20 protein-coding genes, 1 tRNA gene and 1 other RNA gene are annotated in these 18,228 nt (G+C 68.9%); 14 read left to right on the top strand and 8 right to left on the bottom strand.

The window, feature by feature from the left end:
- The first annotated feature begins 7 nt into the window (after window positions 1-7).
- Complete coding sequence (locus B7K24_RS12245) at window positions 8-430, top strand: DUF3052 domain-containing protein (RefSeq protein WP_255372789.1); 423 nt, start codon at window positions 8-10, stop codon at window positions 428-430.
- Window positions 427-888, top strand: coding sequence for a redoxin domain-containing protein (locus tag B7K24_RS12240; RefSeq protein ID WP_234986703.1), 462 nt, complete (start codon window positions 427-429; stop codon window positions 886-888). Before B7K24_RS12245 ends, B7K24_RS12240 begins: the two co-directional genes overlap by 4 nt.
- Before the next feature lie 10 nt (window positions 889-898).
- Here the strand turns inward: B7K24_RS12240 and B7K24_RS12235 are convergent, their stop codons facing one another.
- Complete coding sequence (locus B7K24_RS12235; RefSeq protein ID WP_084130621.1) at window positions 899-1,171, bottom strand: hypothetical protein; 273 nt, start codon at window positions 1,169-1,171, stop codon at window positions 899-901.
- 81 nt (window positions 1,172-1,252) lie between these two features.
- Here B7K24_RS12235 and B7K24_RS12230 point away from each other — a divergent pair.
- The 5 genes from B7K24_RS12230 to B7K24_RS12210 all read left to right on the top strand — a co-directional run bounded on the left by B7K24_RS12230 (window position 1,253) and on the right by B7K24_RS12210 (window position 4,601).
- Window positions 1,253-1,326: transfer RNA gene (locus B7K24_RS12230), tRNA-Val, on the top strand.
- Between the two features lie 113 nt (window positions 1,327-1,439).
- Complete coding sequence (locus tag B7K24_RS12225; RefSeq protein ID WP_084130620.1) at window positions 1,440-2,210, top strand: potassium channel family protein; 771 nt, start codon at window positions 1,440-1,442, stop codon at window positions 2,208-2,210.
- Between the two features lie 10 nt (window positions 2,211-2,220).
- Complete coding sequence (locus B7K24_RS12220) at window positions 2,221-3,060, top strand: Nif3-like dinuclear metal center hexameric protein (RefSeq protein WP_084130731.1); 840 nt, start codon at window positions 2,221-2,223, stop codon at window positions 3,058-3,060.
- A gap of 15 nt (window positions 3,061-3,075) precedes the next feature.
- Window positions 3,076-3,813 carry a zinc ribbon domain-containing protein gene (locus B7K24_RS12215; protein WP_084130619.1) on the top strand — a complete coding sequence of 246 codons (738 nt, stop codon included), beginning with the start codon at window positions 3,076-3,078 and terminating at the stop codon, window positions 3,811-3,813.
- A 2-nt stretch (window positions 3,814-3,815) separates the two neighbouring features.
- Window positions 3,816-4,601 carry a histidine phosphatase family protein gene (locus tag B7K24_RS12210; protein WP_159449243.1) on the top strand — a complete coding sequence of 262 codons (786 nt, stop codon included), beginning with the start codon at window positions 3,816-3,818 and terminating at the stop codon, window positions 4,599-4,601.
- A 7-nt stretch (window positions 4,602-4,608) separates the two neighbouring features.
- Here B7K24_RS12210 and B7K24_RS12205 read toward each other — a convergent pair whose 3' ends face one another.
- Window positions 4,609-5,361: a YaaA family protein gene (locus tag B7K24_RS12205; protein WP_084130730.1), complete on the bottom strand. Its 753-nt coding sequence runs from the start codon at window positions 5,359-5,361 to the stop codon at window positions 4,609-4,611.
- Between the two features lie 101 nt (window positions 5,362-5,462).
- Here B7K24_RS12205 and rnpB point away from each other — a divergent pair.
- The 4 genes from rnpB (at window position 5,463) to B7K24_RS12185 (ending at window position 9,836) form a co-directional block, all read left to right on the top strand.
- An RNA gene (gene rnpB, locus B7K24_RS12200) (RNase P RNA component class A) lies at window positions 5,463-5,837 on the top strand.
- Window positions 5,838-5,897: 60 nt separating this feature from the next.
- Window positions 5,898-8,105, top strand: a complete 2,208-nt coding sequence (locus B7K24_RS12195; RefSeq protein ID WP_084130617.1) for a DEAD/DEAH box helicase — start codon at window positions 5,898-5,900, stop codon at window positions 8,103-8,105.
- A 69-nt stretch (window positions 8,106-8,174) separates the two neighbouring features.
- Complete coding sequence (locus B7K24_RS12190) at window positions 8,175-9,467, top strand: S1C family serine protease (RefSeq protein WP_084130616.1); 1,293 nt, start codon at window positions 8,175-8,177, stop codon at window positions 9,465-9,467.
- A gap of 24 nt (window positions 9,468-9,491) precedes the next feature.
- Window positions 9,492-9,836, top strand: coding sequence for a DUF2200 domain-containing protein (locus tag B7K24_RS12185; RefSeq protein WP_084130615.1), 345 nt, complete (start codon window positions 9,492-9,494; stop codon window positions 9,834-9,836).
- Between the two features lie 33 nt (window positions 9,837-9,869).
- Here B7K24_RS12185 and B7K24_RS12180 read toward each other — a convergent pair whose 3' ends face one another.
- Entirely contained in the window at window positions 9,870-10,712 is an 843-nt protein-coding gene (locus tag B7K24_RS12180) for a formate/nitrite transporter family protein (protein ID WP_084130614.1), read from the bottom strand.
- A 261-nt stretch (window positions 10,713-10,973) separates the two neighbouring features.
- Between B7K24_RS12180 and B7K24_RS12175 the strand changes: the two genes are divergently transcribed.
- On the top strand, window positions 10,974-12,080 hold the full coding sequence (locus tag B7K24_RS12175; protein WP_234986702.1) for an LCP family protein: 1,107 nt from the start codon (window positions 10,974-10,976) through the stop codon (window positions 12,078-12,080).
- A 9-nt stretch (window positions 12,081-12,089) separates the two neighbouring features.
- On the opposite strand, the gene B7K24_RS12170 is transcribed toward B7K24_RS12175, so the two are convergent.
- Entirely contained in the window at window positions 12,090-12,683 is a 594-nt protein-coding gene (locus B7K24_RS12170; protein ID WP_084130613.1) for a GNAT family N-acetyltransferase, read from the bottom strand.
- Window positions 12,684-13,090: 407 nt separating this feature from the next.
- Between B7K24_RS12170 and B7K24_RS12165 the strand changes: the two genes are divergently transcribed.
- Window positions 13,091-14,533 (top strand): O-antigen ligase, encoded by a 1,443-nt coding sequence (locus B7K24_RS12165; protein WP_159449242.1) that lies wholly within the window; start codon window positions 13,091-13,093, stop codon window positions 14,531-14,533.
- Window positions 14,534-14,548: 15 nt separating this feature from the next.
- Here B7K24_RS12165 and ppgK read toward each other — a convergent pair whose 3' ends face one another.
- Together ppgK and map are read right to left on the bottom strand one after the other, a co-directional pair.
- Window positions 14,549-15,382 carry a polyphosphate--glucose phosphotransferase gene (ppgK, locus tag B7K24_RS12160; protein WP_084130611.1) on the bottom strand — a complete coding sequence of 278 codons (834 nt, stop codon included), beginning with the start codon at window positions 15,380-15,382 and terminating at the stop codon, window positions 14,549-14,551.
- Window positions 15,379-16,260, bottom strand: coding sequence for a type I methionyl aminopeptidase (gene map / locus B7K24_RS12155; protein WP_144268299.1), 882 nt, complete (start codon window positions 16,258-16,260; stop codon window positions 15,379-15,381). The genes ppgK and map overlap by 4 nt, the downstream gene beginning before the upstream one ends.
- Window positions 16,261-16,291: 31 nt before the next feature.
- On the opposite strand from map, the gene B7K24_RS12150 reads away from it, so the two are divergent.
- On the top strand, window positions 16,292-16,480 hold the full coding sequence (locus B7K24_RS12150) for a hypothetical protein (RefSeq protein WP_084130610.1): 189 nt from the start codon (window positions 16,292-16,294) through the stop codon (window positions 16,478-16,480).
- A gap of 117 nt (window positions 16,481-16,597) precedes the next feature.
- Here the strand turns inward: B7K24_RS12150 and B7K24_RS12145 are convergent, their stop codons facing one another.
- Together B7K24_RS12145 and panB are read right to left on the bottom strand one after the other, a co-directional pair.
- Window positions 16,598-17,272 (bottom strand): SDR family NAD(P)-dependent oxidoreductase, encoded by a 675-nt coding sequence (locus B7K24_RS12145; RefSeq protein ID WP_084130609.1) that lies wholly within the window; start codon window positions 17,270-17,272, stop codon window positions 16,598-16,600.
- A 50-nt stretch (window positions 17,273-17,322) separates the two neighbouring features.
- Window positions 17,323-18,123: a 3-methyl-2-oxobutanoate hydroxymethyltransferase gene (gene panB / locus B7K24_RS12140; protein WP_084130608.1), complete on the bottom strand. Its 801-nt coding sequence runs from the start codon at window positions 18,121-18,123 to the stop codon at window positions 17,323-17,325.
- Window positions 18,124-18,228 lie beyond the last annotated feature (105 nt).

The raw sequence follows: 18,228 nt of genomic DNA, 5'->3' as shown, positions 1-18,228 counted from the left end.
CGCCGCTGTGGCGACACAGGAGGGCACGGACGCGACCAGCGTCATCGCCCGGTTTGACCTGACCAAGGGAATGGTCCTGCAGGAGTTCGGCTACGACAACGACGTGGACGAGCCCCTACGCGCCGCTCTCGCGGATGCCACGGGCGAAGAACTCGTCGACGAGGACTACGGAGACGTCACCGATGGTGTCGTCGTGTGGTTCCGCGACGGCGATGACGACCTCGCGGACCTGCTGATGGACGTCCAATCGCTCCTCGATGACGGTGGCAAGGTGTGGCTGCTCACACCCAAGGCCGGCACCAAGGGCCACGTGCTTCCCGGCGATGTCCAGGAGGCGTCGTCGCTCGCGGGCCTCCACGGCACCTCGACCTTCGTCGTCGGAGACGGCTGGTCCTGCACCCGCCTGGTGGACAAGGGTTGGCAGAAGTGACGCACCCCGCGGTGGGAGACGCCGCGCCGGGATTCTCGCTCATCGACCAGCACGGTCGCCACGTGTCACTCACCGACTTCCGCGGCAAGCCGCTGCTGCTGGTATTCGTGCCGTTCGCCTTTTCCGACACCTGCACGAACGAGCTCATCGACCTGCGCGACGCGGGTGTCCTGTCCGAGGACAAGGACGTGGCCGTTGCGGTCGTGTCGTGCGACTCGCTATACACGATGAAGGCGTGGGGAGATGTGCACGCCTTTAACGAGTCGCTGCTCAGCGACTTCTGGCCGCACGGCGAGGCGGCGCGTGCCTATGACGTGTTCTCGGACGATAAGGGCCTAGCCACGCGTGGCACGTTCCTTATCGACGCCGAGGGCATTGTCCGATGGTTGGTGCGCAACCCCACCGGTGAGGCGCGCAGCATCGACGACTACCGCGAGGCCATCGCGGCGCTCGACTGACGCGTCACGGTCACACGCGCCACTCCCACAGGGCGCGGGCGGCCTCCGCCCCACGGCGGAAACGCTGCGATGCGCCCTCGCGTTCGACGACCCACCCGCCCGGCACGCGGCGCACCTCATAGGCGCCGCCCGGGCGGGTGACGGTCGCCCCACTGCCGGGCATGGCGAGCCGTGCGACGCGCATGGCCATGTCCTGCTCGGTAGCGACGGGGTGCGGCGCGTCACCTGGGGTGCTCCAGCGCGGGCGTATCGCGGTAGTCGGTGTCGTCGCGGTGGCTGTCATCACGGCTCCTTTCATCTGACAGCACTGTCGCACTGGGGTGTGACATCGTCCGCGCCGTGATGCGCCACAATGGTCACTCCAGGGCCCTTAGCTCAGTTGGTTAGAGCACTGCGTTTACACCGCAGGTGTCGTCGGTTCGAGTCCGGCAGGGCCCACTCCCGTCACCCCGCCCCGCTCCCAAGCGAGCGGCGAGCGCTCCCCAGTCACAGCATCGGCCGTCAGTACGATGGCGTGAGGCACCTGTCCGCGACCGAAGGGAAACGCCGCGATGGCCGAGCCGATGGGCGACAAGTACGACGCCTACGCCCAGAAGACCGATGCCCCCATGGCGGCCCTCGCCCTGATCTTCCTGTGCGTGTGGTCCGGTCGCATCATCTTCTTCCACTCGCTGCCCGGCGCCGTGCGCGCCACGATGCTGACGGTCCAGGGCGTCATCTGGGCCATTTTCCTGGCCGACCTCATCATCCGCACCATCATCTCGAAGAAGTCGTGGCGGTTCCTGTGGACCCACCCCATCGACGTCATCGCCGTCCTCGTTCCCGCGGCACGCCCCCTGAAGGTGCTCACCGCCTTCACGCAGGCCACGGCGTTCGCGACGGCACGAGGCCGCATGAAGACCATGCAGGCCGTCGTGCTGTCGGTGGTGCTCCTGCTGTGGATCGGCTCGGTCGCCGTGCTCGCGGCGGAGCGCGAGGTGACCGACTCCGCGATCAATACGTTTGGCGACGCCCTGTGGTGGGCCTTCGTCACGGTCACGACCGTGGGCTACGGCGACTACTCGCCCGTGTCCGTCGAGGGCCGCGTGATCGCCGTCATGATGATGCTCGTCGGCATCGCCCTCATCGGTGTCGTGACGGCCTCGGTGGCGGCGTGGTTCGTGGCCCTGACGAGCGGCGCCGACGAGCGGGAGGACGAGGCTCGCGAGGTCACGCGGCACGAGGAGGTCCAGGCTCGGATCTCCGAACTCGAAGGCAAGATCGACCGACTCACGGCCGCGCTCGAGAAGTCTGAGCATTCACCTGGCGTCAAACCCCAGTAGCGTGAGGGCCATGCCCACCGTCGCAGATATCGTCGAGATCCTCGACGCCAGGTTTCCCCCGTCGCTCGCCGAGGAATGGGACGTCAACGGCCTCACGGTCGGCGACCCGACGGCGCGCGTGCGACGCATCCTCTTCGCTGTCGATCCCACGCTCGCCGTGGTGCAGGAGGCGATCGACGTCGATGCGGACCTGATCGTGACGCACCACCCGCTCTTGCTGCGCGGCGCGAAGCAGTTGCCGGTGACGACCTCGAAGGGGGCGGTGGTGCACCAACTCATCGCCCACGGCATCGGCCTGTTCAATGCGCACACCAACGCCGACCACGCCTCGGGCGGGGTCGCCGAGGCGCTCGCGGAGGCGCTTGGGGTGCGCTCGACTGTGCCCCTCATCCCGTCGTCGGCCGATGCCACCCAGGGCACCGGACGCATCGGCATCCTGGGCGGGCCGCTCACCTTGGGGGAGTTCGCACAGATCGTCGCGAAGAAGCTGCCCGCCACGGCGCACGGCGTGCGCGTGGCCGGCGACCTCGATGCGCTCGTCACGTCGGTGGCCGTCTGCGGAGGATCGGGCGACGCATTCCTGGCCGATGCCAAGGCCGCCAGGGCAGACGTCTACGTCACGGCTGACCTGCGCCACCACCCCGCGTCGGACGCGCGCGAGCTCGCCGACCTAGGCGACGGCCGGCCGTTCCTCGTGGACGTGGCACACTACGCCTCAGAGTGGGCGTGGCTGACCGCCGCCGCCGAGCACGTCGCCGACGCCGCGGGCGTCGACACGATCGTGTCCACCCTCAACACCGACCCCTGGACCGCGCACTTCGCCTCACCGGCGAGTGACGCGTCCGCGTGACAAGGAGCCTCACCCGTGCCTACCGCACCCGCCGCCGACCAGCTGCGACTGCTTGACGTCCAGGACGCGGACCTGCGCCTGCAGCAGGCTCGCCACCGTCGCGACACCCTGCCCGTCACCGAACAGATTCGCGAGCTCTCGGGCCGCGCCGCCGACCTCGAGGAGGACGCCGTCGCGCGCGGCACCGAAGTCTCGGACCTGCGCCGCGAGGTGACGAAGGCGGAGGACGACGTGCAGGCGGTGCGCCTCAGGGCCGACCGCGACCGCGGCCGCCTCGAGTCCGGCCAAGGCTCCGCGAAGGACCTCCAGGCACTGCAAAGCGAGCTCGAGGTGCTGGCGCGCCGCCAAAGTGCCCTCGAGGACGTGGAAATTGAGGCCATGGAGCGGCTCGAGGCAGCCGAGAAGCTGCACGACGAGGCGCGTGCCCAGCGCGACGCCATTGCCGCGGACATCACGCGCCTGAGCGCCGAGCGCGACGAGCAGATCGCGGCGATCGACGCCGAGATCGGCGATATCGAGGCCGAGCGCGCGCTCGCAGCCGAGGGACTCGACGAGACGCTGATGGCGCTGTACGAGAAGCTCCGCGCGCACCACGGCGGCGTGGGCGCGGCGGGGCTGCGCGGCTCGACATGCCTGGGCTGCCATATGACGCTCAACCCCGCGGATCTGCGTGCCATCGAGTCGGCCGCCCCCGACGCCATCGTGCGTTGCGAGGAATGCGGAAGGATCCTGGTGCGGAAGGCGGACGCCTAGGCATGACCTCTCCGTCCGCCGCATCGGGAGACACCCACGAGACGGGTTCAGACGTCGCGCCCGAGCCCGCTCGCGGCGCCTCGCTGTACGACCTCGGTCAGGAGGGCTTCGTCAGCCCGCTGACCTTGGTGCTCGTGCGCCACGGCGTCACCGACATGACCGTCACTCACGCGCTGTCCGGCTCGGGCGAGGTCGGGCCGTCGCTTAACTCCGCCGGCCGTGTCCAGGCGGCGAAGGCGGCCGATGCCGTCTACCGCATCGGCCGCAAGGACTGGGACCGCGTGCCGCACGTCAGCCGCGTGTTCGCCTCGCCGATGACGCGTACCCAGGAGACCGGTGGCGCGATCGGCCGGCGCGTGGGCGCGCACGTCGAGACCGAGGAGCGCGTGCGCGAGGTGCACTTCGGCGACTGGGAGGGACTCACGGGCGCGGAGATCACGCGACGAGAGCCCGAGAACATGCGCCTGTGGGGACTGGGCGACCACCGCGCCCCCGGAGGCGAGTCGCTGCATGACGTGGGCCTGAGAATGAATGCCTTCATCGAGGACGCCGCGCGTCAGCACGCGTCCCTGTGCGCCGAGGGGAGCGACGACGCCCGCGCGTGGGCCGTGGCCTCGCATGCGGTCGCGATCAAGACGGCCGTGGCGATCTCACTGGGCATGCCCGTGCATGGCTGGGCGCGCATGTGGCCCCAGCCGGCGTCACTGACGCTGCTCCAGCTGCGGGTACGCGAGGACGGCACGATCGCCGAGCGTCACCTGCTGGCCTTCGGGGTGCCGACGCACTAGCGGCGTCTCAGCTCGCGATCACGATGGTGAGCTCGGCATCGGTCAGCGCGATGTCGATGCAGCCGGGCAGGGCGCGAGCCACGTCGGCGAGGTCGGCGCCGGACTCGGGAGCCTCGTCCGTCGTGGCGAGCACTCCGGCGAGCAGGCCGCGCGTGTGCTTCGCCATGTGGCTCACGACCGTCCGCTTCCCATGCATCTCTCGCTCGACGCGAACCATGACGGACGCATGGCCGGTCGGCCGCCACGCGGCCACATAGGACGACGAGCGGCAGTCGACGATGAGTCCCTCGCCGGCGAGGTGAGACAACTCGGTCGCGAGGTGCTGGCGCCAGAACGACGCGAGGGCGCCGATGCGGCCCAGGCTGGTCGACATCGACAGCCGGTACGCGGGGATGCGGTCGGCGGGGGAGACGGCGCCCCAGAGCGCCGACACAATCCGGATCCGCTCGGCGGCCAGCGCAAGGTCCGCGCCGCCCCACGCCGAGGCACCCGCGGCCTCGTACAGCACCCCCGTGTAGACCCGTGCGGCGATGTCGGCGGGGTTGTCCCACAGAGTGCGGTTGCGCTCGACCTCGGCGCCCAGACTGGGGCCGACGTCGAGGACGTCGAACGCGTTGCGCTGTCCGCTGACCTTGGCCAAAGCGTTGCCGACCCGCTCACGCGCGGGGGCCAGGGCGGGATGGCTCAGGGCGGCGACGTCGACGGGAGACCCGTCGGTGGGGGCGGTCTTGCCTTCGGACGGAGGGAGCAGGATCAGCACGTCCACCAGGGTAGGCGCTGTGTGGGTGAGCCCCATGCCGCACAGGTGCGCACGTCAATGCTGCCCACAGCAGGGCAGTCGCGGTAAGGTGGGTGCGCGGATGAGTTGGCCAGGCGGCCGCGTGACCCGTCAGGGTTCCGAGGAACGTCCGGGCTCCGCAGGGCAGGGTGATGGCTAACGGCCACCCGGGGTGACCCGCGGGACAGTGCCACAGAGAGTAGACCGCCTTCGGCCTCGGCCGGAGGTAAGGGTGAAAGGGTGAGGTAAGAGCTCACCGCGCGACCGGCGACGGAAGCGGCATGGTAAACCCCACCCGGAGCAAGGCCAGACAGAGAGCGCTTGAGGGCTGCCCGCCCGATGCTCTCGGGTAGGTCGCTGGAGCCCTGGAGCAATCCAGGGCCTAGATGGATGGTCGCCCGGTGCGAGGCGGTAACGCGCGCACCCGACAGAACCCGGCGTACCGGCCAACTCATCCGCACCCCGGGCGGACCCACGGTGGACGCCCGGACAGGTGAAGACATCGTCGAGGAGGCGAGATGGCACGACCCGAGCAGCAGCGCCGGTCCGGCCGAGCGCGCGGGGGCGCCGGCAGTCGGCGTACAACGACGCGAGGCCGGTCCACCGGACCCGCGACACCGAAGGATCTGCTCGAGGTCCTCGCGAGCGTTGCGCGCGAGATCGACCGCGCCGTCCAGCGCCCGCCCACCCGCGCCTCCCTGCGCACCAAGTTTCAGGTGGCAGCGCTGCTGATCCGTGAGGAGCGCGCCGCGGTCAACGCCGACGCCACCCTGACGCCGGCACAGCGGGAGCAGGCCATCAAGCGCTTGGACGGCCTCGCGACCATCCTCGCGAAGGTCGCCGTGCGCGACACCTCGCTGCTCATTTTGTTGGCCGAGGACACCCGGGTGAGCTCGACGGCTCGCGAATACAAGGAGAACCTGCTCGCCAAGGCGGGCCGCGAGGCGTCCGACGAGCCCGTGGCACGGGAGGCGTCCGCACCCAAGGCCGACACGTCGAAGCAGGTCATGCCGCAGTCGGCGCTGTCACGCCAGCTCGCCAACCCCTTCCTCGCGCCCGATTTCACCGCCGCGCGCGAACGCGCCCAGGCACGTCCGCGCCGGCTCGCCGGCTGGGAACTGCTCGACCCCCTGTTCCATGCATTCGAGCGCGACGCACCGGGTGCGCGCGCCTGTATGGAACTTCCCGACGGCGACACCCTGCCCGCGCCGCTGCGCGCACCGGGTGGCCGCGCCCTCATGCCGCACCAGGAACAGCTCGTTGCCGCGGCCGCGGCCGGTCACCGCACATTCCTGTTGGCCGACGAGCCCGGCCTGGGCAAGACAGCGCAGGCGCTCATGGCGGCCGAGGCAGCCGACGCGTACCCCCTGCTCGTGGTCGCCCCCAACGTCGTCAAGATGAACTGGGCGCGCGAGGTCTCGCTGTGGACCCCGCACCGCACGGCCACGGTCGTCCACGGCGACGGTGACGAGGTCGACGCCTTCGCCGACGTCATCATCGTCAACTATGCGGTGCTCGACCGTCACGTCGGCTGGTTTGCCGACCACGGCTTCCGCGGCATGGTGGTCGACGAGGCGCACTTCATCAAGAACAAGACCTCGCAGCGTTCCCAGCACGTCCTTGGCCTGGCCGACCGCATCCGCAAGCGCACCCCCCGCCCCCTCCTCATGGCCCTCACCGGCACACCGCTCATCAACGATGTCGACGACTTCCGTGCCATCTGGGAGTTCCTCGGGTGGATCGACGCGGACAAGCCGCTGGGCTCGCTTATCAACGCGCTCGAAGAGACGGGGCTGATCCCCACGGACCGCGGCTTCTACGCGGCGGCCCGCGCCGCGGTGGTGTCCCAGGGCATCGTGCGCCGCCGAAAGGTCGACGTGGCGGCGGACATTCCTGCGCGCCGCGTCGCCGACCTCGCGGTCGAACTCGACGGCCCGGAGGGGCGCTCCATTCGCGCCGCCGAGACCGCCCTCGCTGCGCGTATGGTCGAGCAATACCGCCGCGCGCTCGCGGCCCGACCCGAGTCGACCGGCACTCACACAGACCTCACCGACGGCATCGACCTCGATCTCGCGCGGCGCATCGCGGCCGCGGAACTCAAGGACTCGAGCGACAAGAAGCTCGGCGAGAACGTGTTCTCGATGGTGCGGCGCATTGGCCAGGCGAAGGCGTCTCTCGCCGCGGACTACACGGCCCAATTGGTGCACCACGCGGGCAAGGTGGTGTTCTTCGCCAAGCACATCGACGTCATGGACGAGGCACAGCAGGTCTTCACCGAGCGTGGCATCCGGTTCGTGACGCTGCGCGGCGACCAGAGCGCCAAGGCGCGAGAGGCGAGCATCAAGGCGTTCACCGAGGACCCCGAGGTCTCCGTCATCGTCTGCTCGCTGATGTCGGCGGGCGTGGGCGTGAACCTTCAGGTCGCCTCCAACCTGGTCCTCGCGGAGCTGTCCTGGACCGATGCGGAACAGACGCAGGCGATCGACCGCATCCACCGCATCGGCCAATCCGAGCCGGTCACGGCGTGGCGCATTCTTGCCGCTCAGACCATCGACTCGCGCATCGCCGAACTCATCGACAGCAAGTCTGGACTTGCCGCGCGAGCCCTGGACGGCGCCGCGGAGGACGAGGTGACCAGCCAGGTCGACGTCCAGATGGAGGCCCTTGTCGGCCTGCTGGTCGACGCCCTCCAAGCGGACGAGGCCACCACTCTGAGCCACTTCTGAGCATTCTCCCTGCCGCCTCCCGGCTGGGCGTCCTGAACTAGAGACCAGGACACCAGCCAGGAGGATGCCATGGACGACCACGTCGACGACCGACCCACCACCTCACCCGCACCACGGCGTCGCGGGCGCGCCCGGAAGGCCCTCGCGGCATCGGCGGTCGCGGCCTTGGCCGTCGGCGCGGTCGCCACCGGCGTGATCGTGCGGGCGCCCAGACAAACGCCGGCCGATGCCGCGGCGGCTCACGCTGCGGGTGTCGCTTCCGCGCAGGGATCCACCTCGGCTGCGGCCCGGGTCGCCGGTCGCGACCAGGCGAGCCCCGACTGGGAGGAGCTCTACCAGGAGTGGTACCAGGCGTGGCTGGCACAAGGACAGCAGGGCGTCACCGCCGTGCCCGGCGACGCGCAGACCTGGACGGGCGTCGCGTCGACGCAGGCCGAGGCGACGGCCGCAAGCGACGCCGAGGCCACCGGGCTCGTGATGATCGACACCGTCCTGGGCTATGAAGCAGCCGAGGCGGCGGGCACAGGCATGGTCCTCACCAGCGACGGACTGATCCTGACCAACAATCACGTCGTCGAGGGCGCGACCGACATCACCGTCACCGTGGGCTCCACCGGGGAGACGTACACGGCGAACCTGGTCGGCACCGACGCGACCGAGGACGTGGCGCTCCTGCAACTCGATGACGCGAGCGGGCTGAGCACCGTCACGATCGACGACGACGACGCCAGCGTGGGCGAGGTGGTCACCGCGGTCGGCAACGCCGAGGGCGGCGGCGTCCTGATGGCGGCCGACGGCGCGATCACCGACCTCGACGCGTCCGTCACCACCTCGTCCGAGTACGCGGTGGCGGGGGAGACCCTCGACTCCATGATCGAGTTCGAGGCCGATGTCGTCGGCGGTGACTCCGGCGGAGCCCTGCTCGACGACGAGGGCGAGGTGGTCGGGATGACGACCGCGGCCTCGAGCGGATTGGCGACCACCATCGCCTATGCGGTACCCATCGACGAGGCCCTCGCCATCGCCGCTCAGATCCAGGCGGGGGACGAGTCCGGCACCGTCACGATCGGCTACCCCGCCATGCTGGGCGTCGCCATCGGCGCTACGGCGCAGTACGGTCAGACCGCGACGGGTGGCGCCACGGTGCTAGGCGTCTACGCGGACACGCCGGCTGCGGCCATCGGGCTGGAGCGCGGCGCCACCATCACCGCTCTCGACGGTGCGGACATCACCGGTGCCGACGACCTGACGGCGGCGCTCACTACCAGGGAGCCGGGGGACAGCGTCGATGTCTCGTGGACGGACGCGGCAGGCCAGCAGCACAGCGCGACGGCGACCCTCACCCAGGGTCCGATCGCCTGACTTGTCCCCGGTTACGCTGATCCCATGAGCCAGCGCATGTACTCGATGACCTTCTCCTCGATCTATCCGATGTACATCCAGAAGGTCGAGCGCAAGGGGCGCACCCAGGCGGAGCTTGACGAGGTCATCAGCTGGCTGACGGGCTTCGACAAGGCGCAGATCGACGCCTACGCGGCGGACGAGTCGACGTTTCCCGAGTTCTTTGACGCGGCCACGCTCCACCCGAACGCCGGGCTCATCACCGGGGTGATCTGCGGCTACCGGGTCGAGGACATCGAGGACCAGCTCGTCCAGAAGGTGCGCTACCTCGACAAGATCGTCGACGAGCTCGCCAAGGGCAAGGCCATCGAGAAGATCAAGAGGGCCTAACAGAGCGGCCGATGCCGTGGCTGGGTATCGGCCCTAGGCCGAGCCGCGTGCGCGACGGCTGAGGTGGCGACGGTCGTCGTTGGCGTAGGCGTAATACCAGCCGATGAGCAGGCCGCCGCCGACCAGATTGCCGACCAGCACGATGGCGAGGTTGCCCAGCGCGAGGCCCCAGTCGAGGCCCCCCTGGAACGCGGCGATGGTGAACAACACCGTGTTGGCAACGGAGTGTTCGAAGCCGACGAAGGCGAACACGAACACCGTGGAGATCATCGCGACGGCCTTCATCAGGTCGTTCTTGATCATGCCGTTGTAGATCATCAGCATGCCGAGGTTGATCATCAGGTTGCACAAGATCGCGCGCACGAACAGGTCCGACCACCCCGCGGCGCCGTCGGCGACATACGCGAGCTTGGTGTCGACCGTGGTGGAGATCGACTCACCGACGTCACCCGCGCCCAGCGTCGACGCCGCGACCGCCAGCGCGATCACCAGGCCGCCCAGGAAGTTGCCGGCGTAGCACAGGGCGAGCAGGCGCAGGCCCCGGAGGAAACTGACCGCCTTGTAATAGCGCCCGATGGACACGATCATCATGTTCGAGGTGAGCAGCTCGGACTTGCTGAAGTAGATGAACACAAGCGCGAAGCCGAACGTGGCGGCGCCGACGAGGTGCCCGATTCCCTCGAGTTCTCCGTGGCCGAAGGCGGCAAACACCGCGAACTCGGTGAGGTACATGATGCCGATGATTGCTCCTGCCATGGCGGCACGCATGAGGTACACGCGGGCAAGACTCCCGCTCATGGTGGTCTTCTTTTCCAGGGTTTCGAGCACGGTCGAGATGAACTGCGCGCCTGGAAAGAGGCTGGACGAGTCGGCCATGGGACTACCCTGGCACGCCCCGTGACCCGAGGCGAGGGGTCGACGGTCCCAGGCACACGTGGTCACGTCGTCGCCGCCGCCTCCCCGACCTGTGAGCGAGGGGCGGGTACCCTCAGGGACGTGACCCACGACGACGAGCGAGAGACGCCGCGCAGCACGAGCCGTCCGATGCCACCCTCGGTGCCGCCGCGGCCCCAGCGCGTGTCGACACGTATACCCGTCTCCCCGGATCGCCGTTCCCGCAGCGCGGTGGAGCCTCCCGTGGATCCCACGCGTGCCATGGCGACTGCGCACCAGCCCTCACCTCAGCAGCCCGCGCCGTACCCGCAACAGCGCCCGCAGCAGCCTCACTCCGGTCAGTCCTACGGAGCGTACGGCGGCGACGGCCAGCCGGCCACGGCATCGGCCGCCGGCGGTCTGCCGTCCAAGCCTCGACGCAAGCACCGGTGTTGCCGGTGGGCGTGGATCCTGCTCGCGATTCTGGTGGGCCTCGTGCTTGTGTTCGCGATCTGGGTCAATGGACAGATCAACCACGTGGATGCGCTCTCGGGTGCGCAGAACACGCCGGGGACCACCACCCTGATCGTGGGGTCGGACTCCCGCGAAGGGTGGGACGGCGACGACGGCACGGAGGGCGCGCGCACGGACACCATCATGGTGCTGCACAAGCCCGAGTCGGGGCCGGTCGCGCTGATCTCGATCCCGCGCGACTCGTACGTGGCGATCCCGGGCTACAACTCGAACAAGATCAACGCGGCGTTCGCTTTTGGCGGCCCGCAACTACTCGTCGAGACCGTCGAGGACCTGACGGGCCTCACGATGGACCACTACATGGAGATCGGGCTCACCGGTGTCGAGGACATGGTGAACGCGGTCGGCGGTGTGGAGCTGTGCTACGACGAGGACGTCAGCGACGAGAAGTCGGGGCTCGAGTGGGAGGCCGGCTGCCACGTCGCCGACGGCGAGACGGCGCTGGCCTTCTCGCGCATGCGGTACTCGGACCCGCTCGGCGACATCGGCCGTGCCGAGCGCCAGCGCCAGGTGGTCGCTGCCGTCGCGGAGGAGATCCTGAACCCCGCCACGCTCCTGAACCCCACGAAGCTCCTCCCGGTGACCAGCGCCACGCTGGGCGCCTTCCGTGTGGATGAGGGCACGAGCTTCCTCGGCCTCGCGTCCATCGCCCTCGACCTGCGCGCGGGGCTGGGCGGCGAGGCCGTGACGGGTACGCCGCCCATCACGTCGCTGGGCTACAGCGTCGACGGCGTCGGCTCGACCGTGCTGCTGACCGAGGAGGAGCTTCCGCAGTTCTGGGAGGACGTCGCCGAGGGCAACTTTGAACCCGGCGAGGAGGTCGGCGGGGTCGAGTGACCGGGTCCGCTACAGGTAGCGGCTGAGTCGCGCGCTGAGGGCCGCGCGCGCGGCGGGCCACTCGGGAGCGATGATCGAGAACACCACGGTGTCACGCAGCGTGCCGTCCGGCATCACCTTGTGGGCGCGCAGCACGCCATCCTGCTTGGCTCCCAGCCGCGCGATGGCGGCGCGCGACTGATGATTGTGCCAATGAGTGCGGAACTCGACGGCATGGCATCCCAGATCCTCGAACGCGCGGGTGAGGAGCAGCACCTTCGCGGCGGGATTGACCCCGGTGCCTTGTGCCTCCCGCCCGATCCACGTCGATCCAATCTCGAGCCGCCGGTTGTCCTCGTCGAGGTTGAGATAGGTGGTCATCCCCACGGCGCGGTCGCGGCGGGGGTCGATGATGGCCCAGGCGGCGATCGAGCCCGCCGTCTGAAGCGCCACGCGCCGGTCGATCTCGTCACGCATGTCGTCGGGAGACGGCACTGACGTCACCCAGGTGCGCCACAGGTCTTCGACGGCCACGGCAGCGGCTAAATCCTCGGTGTGGGCAGGAGACAGCGGCTCGAGTCGTGCGAGGGCGTGGCTCAACCTGGGGCTGGCGGCGAAACTCATAGCGGCACTCTAGAGGGGCGATCGCCTGACCGGCCGTAGACATGAGACGACCCCGGCGTCGCAAGGGGGGCTAGCGACACCGGGGTCGGATGCCATCGAGGCGCTGCACGCATCGGGGGGGAAGCGGCGCGCCATTCACGCATCGGATTCATGATGCCATGAAAACGACACAAATGTCACGCGACGGCGCACGACTCGCCGGGAAACATCTGCCGCTTGCCGTGCGTTGACGAGACAGGTGTGACGGTGTCTACCGCGTGCTCCCGCGCGCTCTCAGGCTCGCCCGGCTACACTGCGAGAAAGGTCTCACCAGGGCGGGCCGTGCTGCCGCCTGGTGATCGCGCGTCCAATGTCGCCTGCGCTGACCGCCAGACACCCGTGGTGAGATGCCTAGAGGAGGACGCGAGATGGAGACGGCTACGGCCCGCGAGAGAGCCCTGCGCTGGCTCGCGTCCACGCACGGTCGCGAGGCCGTCGCCGTGTGGTCCGTGGTCTTTCTCGTGTCCGGTCAAGGCTTCCGCTACCTCCTCGGCATGGCGCTGTACTCGGTGCTTGCCGTAGTGACCGTCACCGCCGTCGCGATTGCTTTTCGTACCTCGGCCGCCCGCGTCAAGCTCTCCGTCGTGGTGCTCGCGTTTGTCGCGCTGACCGGGCTGAGCGTGATCTGGTCGGTCACTCCCGCGGTCACGGCGCTCGCGGCACTGGTCACGGTCGCCACGACCTATGTCGCGATCGTGACGGTCCAAAACTTCGGTACCTCGCGCTTCCTCGAACTGCTCTACCGCGGCCTGCAGTGGTCACTGCTGTTGGGTGTGTCGTTCGAACTGATCGTGGCGGCCTTCATCCGCGACGAGGTACGGCCCCTGGTGTCCGATCTCACGGGACTGGCGGGGCTCACCGAGAAGACCTCACCGTTCATGTGGTCGGAGAACCACCTGCTTGAGGGCGGCCCCATCCAGGGCTTCGTGGGCAATCGCAACCCGTTCGCCGCCATCGCCTTGCTCACCGCCATCCTCGCGCTGATGCTGTACCTCGAGCGCCGGGTGAGCCGACGTAACGCCTTCATTACCCTCGCCGTCTCGGCGGCCGTGCTGCTCCTCACCCAGTCGGCGACGGTGGCCGTGATGGCGCTGGTGGTCGCGGTCCTCTTCGGCGTCGCCGTGGTCGTCCGCCACGCCGACACCCACGCCCGCACCACGGTATCGCTGTACCTGCTGGGTACAGCCGCGGTCGTGGGATGGATGTCGTACCGGTACAAGGACGCCGTGCTCGCCATGCTCGACCGCGACTCCGACCTCACCAACCGCACCGAGATCTGGGAGCGCGTGATCTCGGTCGCGAGTGACCGGGTCGAAGGCTGGGGATTCGTGGGGTACTGGCCCGTGTGGTCAGACCCGTACGCCAGCATCGTTGACCAGACCACCGAACGCGCGACTCACGCGCACAACGCGTTCCTCGACTCATGGCTGCAGTTGGGCGTCGTCGGGCTGATCTTGCTTGTGGTGCTCGTGGGATCGGTGTTCTTCCGGTCATGGCGCGTGGTGCAGCGCGGCGAACGTCACTCGTCGTGGATACCGGTCGCATGGGCGCTGCTGATCGCGGCGCTCGGGGTGCAAGCCCTGTCGGAGTCGCGCCTCCTCGTCGAGGGCGGGTGGTACATGCTCGTGGCGCTGACCGCAATGGTGCCCGGCATGGTTGCCGTCACGCCGAGGGCTCCGCATCTCGCACGTACTGGCGCGGGTCAGCCCGTGCCGCGGCGCACCGTGGGTCCCGTCCGACCCCTGCCGGGCCAGGGCCGCAGGTGGCGCGCCGCCCGCAAGGGCGGTACGGACGAGGGGCGCGTCGACTAAGACCCGTCGCTGCGTTTAGTCGTTGGCCTTCTCGGCCTTCTTCTGCTCCGCCTTCTTTTCCGCCTTGTCGGCGGCCTTCTTCCTCTCCTGGTCGCGCTGGAACGCCTCATGGGCGAACGCCGCAGCGCCCACGATGCCGGCGCCGTTGCGCAGCTCGGCGGGGACGATGGGGGAGCGTAGCTTGAGGTGCGGCAGGAACATGTGGTGCGACTTTGATACGCCGCCACCGACGATGATGAGGTCGGGCCACAGCAGCCGCTCCATCTCCGAGTAGTACTTCTGGAGATTCGCGGTCCAGCCCTCCCAGTCCAGGCCAAAACGATCACGGGCGGACTCTGCCGCCATGATCTCGGCATCCTCGCCGTCGATCAGGATGTGGCCCATCTCGAGATTGGGCACGAGAGTGCCGTTCACGATCAACGCAGTGCCGATGCCGGTGCCGAGCGTCGTCATCAACACGGATCCGTCGCGGCCGTGCGCGGCGCCGAAGTGGTGCTCGCCGAAGCCCGCGGCGTCCGCGTCGTTGAGCACGTACACATCGTGACCGGAGTAGTCACGAATGATCTGGCGAAGATCGGTGCCGATCCACGATTCGTCGACGTTGGCGGCGGTCTTGACGACGCCGTCCTGCACCACACCGGGGAACGCCACGCCCACCGCGGTCTTGCGCCCGGGTTCGAAGCGCGCGATGCACTTGGCGACGGTCTTTGCCACGGCCTCTGGGGTCGCAGGGTCCGGGGTCGGCACGCGGTAGCGCTCCTGGGTGAACTCCCCGGTCTTGAGATTGACGGGGGCGGCCTTGATGCCGGTGCCGCCGATGTCGACGCCGAGTGCGATGTGCTTGCTCATGGCAGTGTCAGGACCTCCGGGCCTTCCTCGGTGATGACGATCGTGTGTTCAAACTGAGCCACCCACGAGCCGTCGTTGGTGACGACAGTCCAGCCGTCGTCCCACTCGTCGGACTCCTCCGACCCCATGCACAGCATCGGCTCGACGGTAAAAACCATGCCGGGCTCAATGACGTCGTCGTGGTAGGGCGCGGCGTCGTAGTGGGGTATGACGAGGCCCGTGTGGAAGGCGGGCCCCACCCCGTGACCGGTGTAGTTGCGTACGGACTCGTAACCAAACCGGGCCGCGTACTTCTCGATGACCCGGCCGATGACGTTGACCTCGCGGCCCACGCGGGCAGCCTTGATGCCGCGCATCATTGCCTCGTGGGTCACCTCCACGAGCTGGTGCGCCTCCGACGATCCCTCGCCGGCAATGAACGATCCGCAGTTGTCGCCATGGACACCGTTCTTGAAGGCCGTAATGTCGACCTTCACGATGTCGCCCTCCTGGACGACGGTCGAGTCGGGGATGCCGTGACAGATGACCTCGTTCACGGACGTGCAGAGGGCCTTCGGGAACGGAGGGCGCCCGGCGGCGCCCGGATATCCGAGGGTCGACGGGTAGGCGCCGTGGTCGAGGACAAACTCGTGTCCGATGCGGTCCAGCTCGTCAGTGGTCACGCCCGGCTGCACGTGGCGGCCAACTTCCGCGAGCGCCTGCGCGGCGATCTTGGCGGAGATGCGGATCTTCTCGATGGTCTCGGGGGAGTGCACGTCGCCGCCGTCCCATGACGCGGCGCGCTTGCGGCCCACGTACTCGGGGCGGGCAATGTCCTTGGGGACATCCCTCCACGGCGACACGACGCCCTTGCTGATGTTCTCGCGCACGGGGCTCATGCCTGGCAGTCTATTCATGGAGGCAGCAGACATGACAAGCGAAACCGAGTTCTGGTTCAACACGAAGACGCGCGAGGTCGAAGAGGGCAAGCGCAGCTCATGGGAGAACCTGATGGGCCCCTATCCCACCCGCGCGGAGGCCGAGCAGGCGCTCGAGAAGGCCGCGCAGCGCACCAAGGATTGGGACGAGGACGACAAAGAGTGGCGCGAGGGGTCGTAGCGCGACTGGCGAGCGCCCTGCGAGGCATTGAGTGCTCGGTTTCGCGAAGAAGCGGGCATTGAGTGGCTCGCAGGGAGCACCCGGCGGACGCCCAGGCCGCCTGGACGCCTGAACGCTCTACTCGCGCCCGTCCTCGAGCGGGATGAGCATGTCGCGGAACTCGCCGGGCACGGCGTGCAGCTGCCAGATGCGCTCCGCGACGTCGTCGATACCGTTGTCGAGCTGCAGCTTGGGGATCGCGCCGGGGATGACCAGCTGGCGCACGCGTATGCCCTCGTCGGTGAGCGCCTCGTGCAGCATCTCGCCGTAGGCGGTCTCGGCGGGGAACGCGATCGACGTGCCCGCGAAGCCCGCGCGCGACTTCACCGAGGTGCCGCCGTTGATCAGGATGATCGAGCCGTCGCCGGCCTCGCGCATGGCCGGCAACACCGCACGAGCGGCGTGCATGAGGCCTAGTGCGGAAAACCGCAGCGCCTCAAGGGCAAGTGCGGGATCCGTGTCGAGCACCGGCTTGAGGTAGTCGCGCGACGGCAGGGGGCTGTATTGCAGCGCGGTGATGGGGCCGAGCTCCTGCGCTGCCGCAGCCAACGCGGCCTCGAGCTGACGGCCATTACGCACATCGGCCAGATACGGACGGGCCTGGACGCCGTCGCGGCCCAGCTCGGCGACCAGCTCGTCCAGCTTGGCCTCGTCGCGGGCGATGAGGGCGACGGAGAAGCCCTCGCGGCCAAAGCGGCGAGCGACGGCGGCGCCGAGCCCGGGGCCGGCTCCGATGATGGCGAGAGTGGGCATGATTCCTCCTTGTCGGTCGCGCGTCGGTGCGCGATCAGCGTGGTCGGGGACTACGAGTCGAACGTGTGCTCGGCGGCGGGAAATTCCTCGCCCTTGACGGCCGCGACGTAGCGTGCGGCGCCGTCGGTCATGGCCTGGCCCACCGCCGCGAACTGGCGCGAGAACTTCGGATGCCAGTCGCCCACGCCGAGGGCGTCGAGCCACACGAGCACCTGGCCGTCCGTGCCGGAGCCGGCGCCGATGCCGATCGTGGGGATGTCGAGTGCCTCGGTGACGGCGCGCGCGGCACCGTCGACGACCATCTCGAGGACGACGGCGAACGCGCCGGCCTCCTGCAGGGCGAGGGCGTCGGCGATGAGGTCCTGCAGCCCCTGCTCGCCGCGGCCCTGGACGCGGTGGCCGCCGAGGGCATTCTCGGACTGCGGCGTGAAGCCCAGATGGCCGCAAAAGGGGATGCCGGCATCGGTCACGGCCTTGACCTGCGCGGCGATGCGCCGGCCGCCCTCGAATTTGATGGCCTGCGCGCCGGAGAGTTTCATCATGCGAATCGAGGACGCGACGGCCTGCTCGGCGGAGACCTCGTAGGTGCCGAACGGGAGGTCGGCGACCACGAAGGCGCGGTCGGCGCCGCGCGCGACCGCACGGGCGAACGGAATCATCTCGTCGAGCTCGAGCGGCACGGTGGAGTCCATGCCGAGGACGTTGTCGCCCATCGAGTCGCCCACCAGGAGCATGTCCACGCCCGCGGCGTCGAAGGCCTTCGCGGTCGCGTAGTCGTAGGCGGTGAGCATGGTGATTTTCTCGCCGCGCGCCTTCATCTCGGCGAAGTGGTGGATCCTGACCTTCTTCATGGTCTCCACTCTAGGCCGCCCACCACGGGTGCAAATGGCCACATCTGCGGCTCGTCGCGCCGGCGGATTCAGTTTGCTAGTGCAACACCGTGTGGGTTGGTCGGG

The organism is Demequina sp. NBRC 110055, from assembly GCF_002090135.1.
Classification (GTDB): Bacteria; Actinomycetota; Actinomycetes; order Actinomycetales; family Demequinaceae; genus Demequina.
The sequence above is the reverse complement of the archived record's forward strand: the minus strand, read 5'-3'. Positions and strand labels throughout refer to the sequence as shown.

Coding starts and splice junctions, on each gene's coding strand:
- B7K24_RS12170 (WP_084130613.1), bottom strand. CDS start 12,683: ATGAGTTTCGCCGCCAGCCCCAGGTTGAGCCACGCCCTCGCACGACTC.
- B7K24_RS12210 (WP_159449243.1), top strand. CDS start 3,816: ATGACCTCTCCGTCCGCCGCATCGGGAGACACCCACGAGACGGGTTCA.
- B7K24_RS12190 (WP_084130616.1), top strand. CDS start 8,175: ATGGACGACCACGTCGACGACCGACCCACCACCTCACCCGCACCACGG.
- ppgK (WP_084130611.1), bottom strand. CDS start 15,382: ATGAGCAAGCACATCGCACTCGGCGTCGACATCGGCGGCACCGGCATC.
- B7K24_RS12145 (WP_084130609.1), bottom strand. CDS start 17,272: ATGCCCACTCTCGCCATCATCGGAGCCGGCCCCGGGCTCGGCGCCGCC.
- B7K24_RS12165 (WP_159449242.1), top strand. CDS start 13,091: ATGGAGACGGCTACGGCCCGCGAGAGAGCCCTGCGCTGGCTCGCGTCC.
- B7K24_RS12235 (WP_084130621.1), bottom strand. CDS start 1,171: ATGACAGCCACCGCGACGACACCGACTACCGCGATACGCCCGCGCTGG.
- B7K24_RS12150 (WP_084130610.1), top strand. CDS start 16,292: ATGACAAGCGAAACCGAGTTCTGGTTCAACACGAAGACGCGCGAGGTC.
- B7K24_RS12180 (WP_084130614.1), bottom strand. CDS start 10,712: ATGGCCGACTCGTCCAGCCTCTTTCCAGGCGCGCAGTTCATCTCGACC.
- panB (WP_084130608.1), bottom strand. CDS start 18,123: ATGAAGAAGGTCAGGATCCACCACTTCGCCGAGATGAAGGCGCGCGGC.
- B7K24_RS12220 (WP_084130731.1), top strand. CDS start 2,221: ATGCCCACCGTCGCAGATATCGTCGAGATCCTCGACGCCAGGTTTCCC.
- B7K24_RS12225 (WP_084130620.1), top strand. CDS start 1,440: ATGGCCGAGCCGATGGGCGACAAGTACGACGCCTACGCCCAGAAGACC.
- map (WP_144268299.1), bottom strand. CDS start 16,260: ATGAGCCCCGTGCGCGAGAACATCAGCAAGGGCGTCGTGTCGCCGTGG.
- B7K24_RS12195 (WP_084130617.1), top strand. CDS start 5,898: ATGGCACGACCCGAGCAGCAGCGCCGGTCCGGCCGAGCGCGCGGGGGC.
- B7K24_RS12185 (WP_084130615.1), top strand. CDS start 9,492: ATGAGCCAGCGCATGTACTCGATGACCTTCTCCTCGATCTATCCGATG.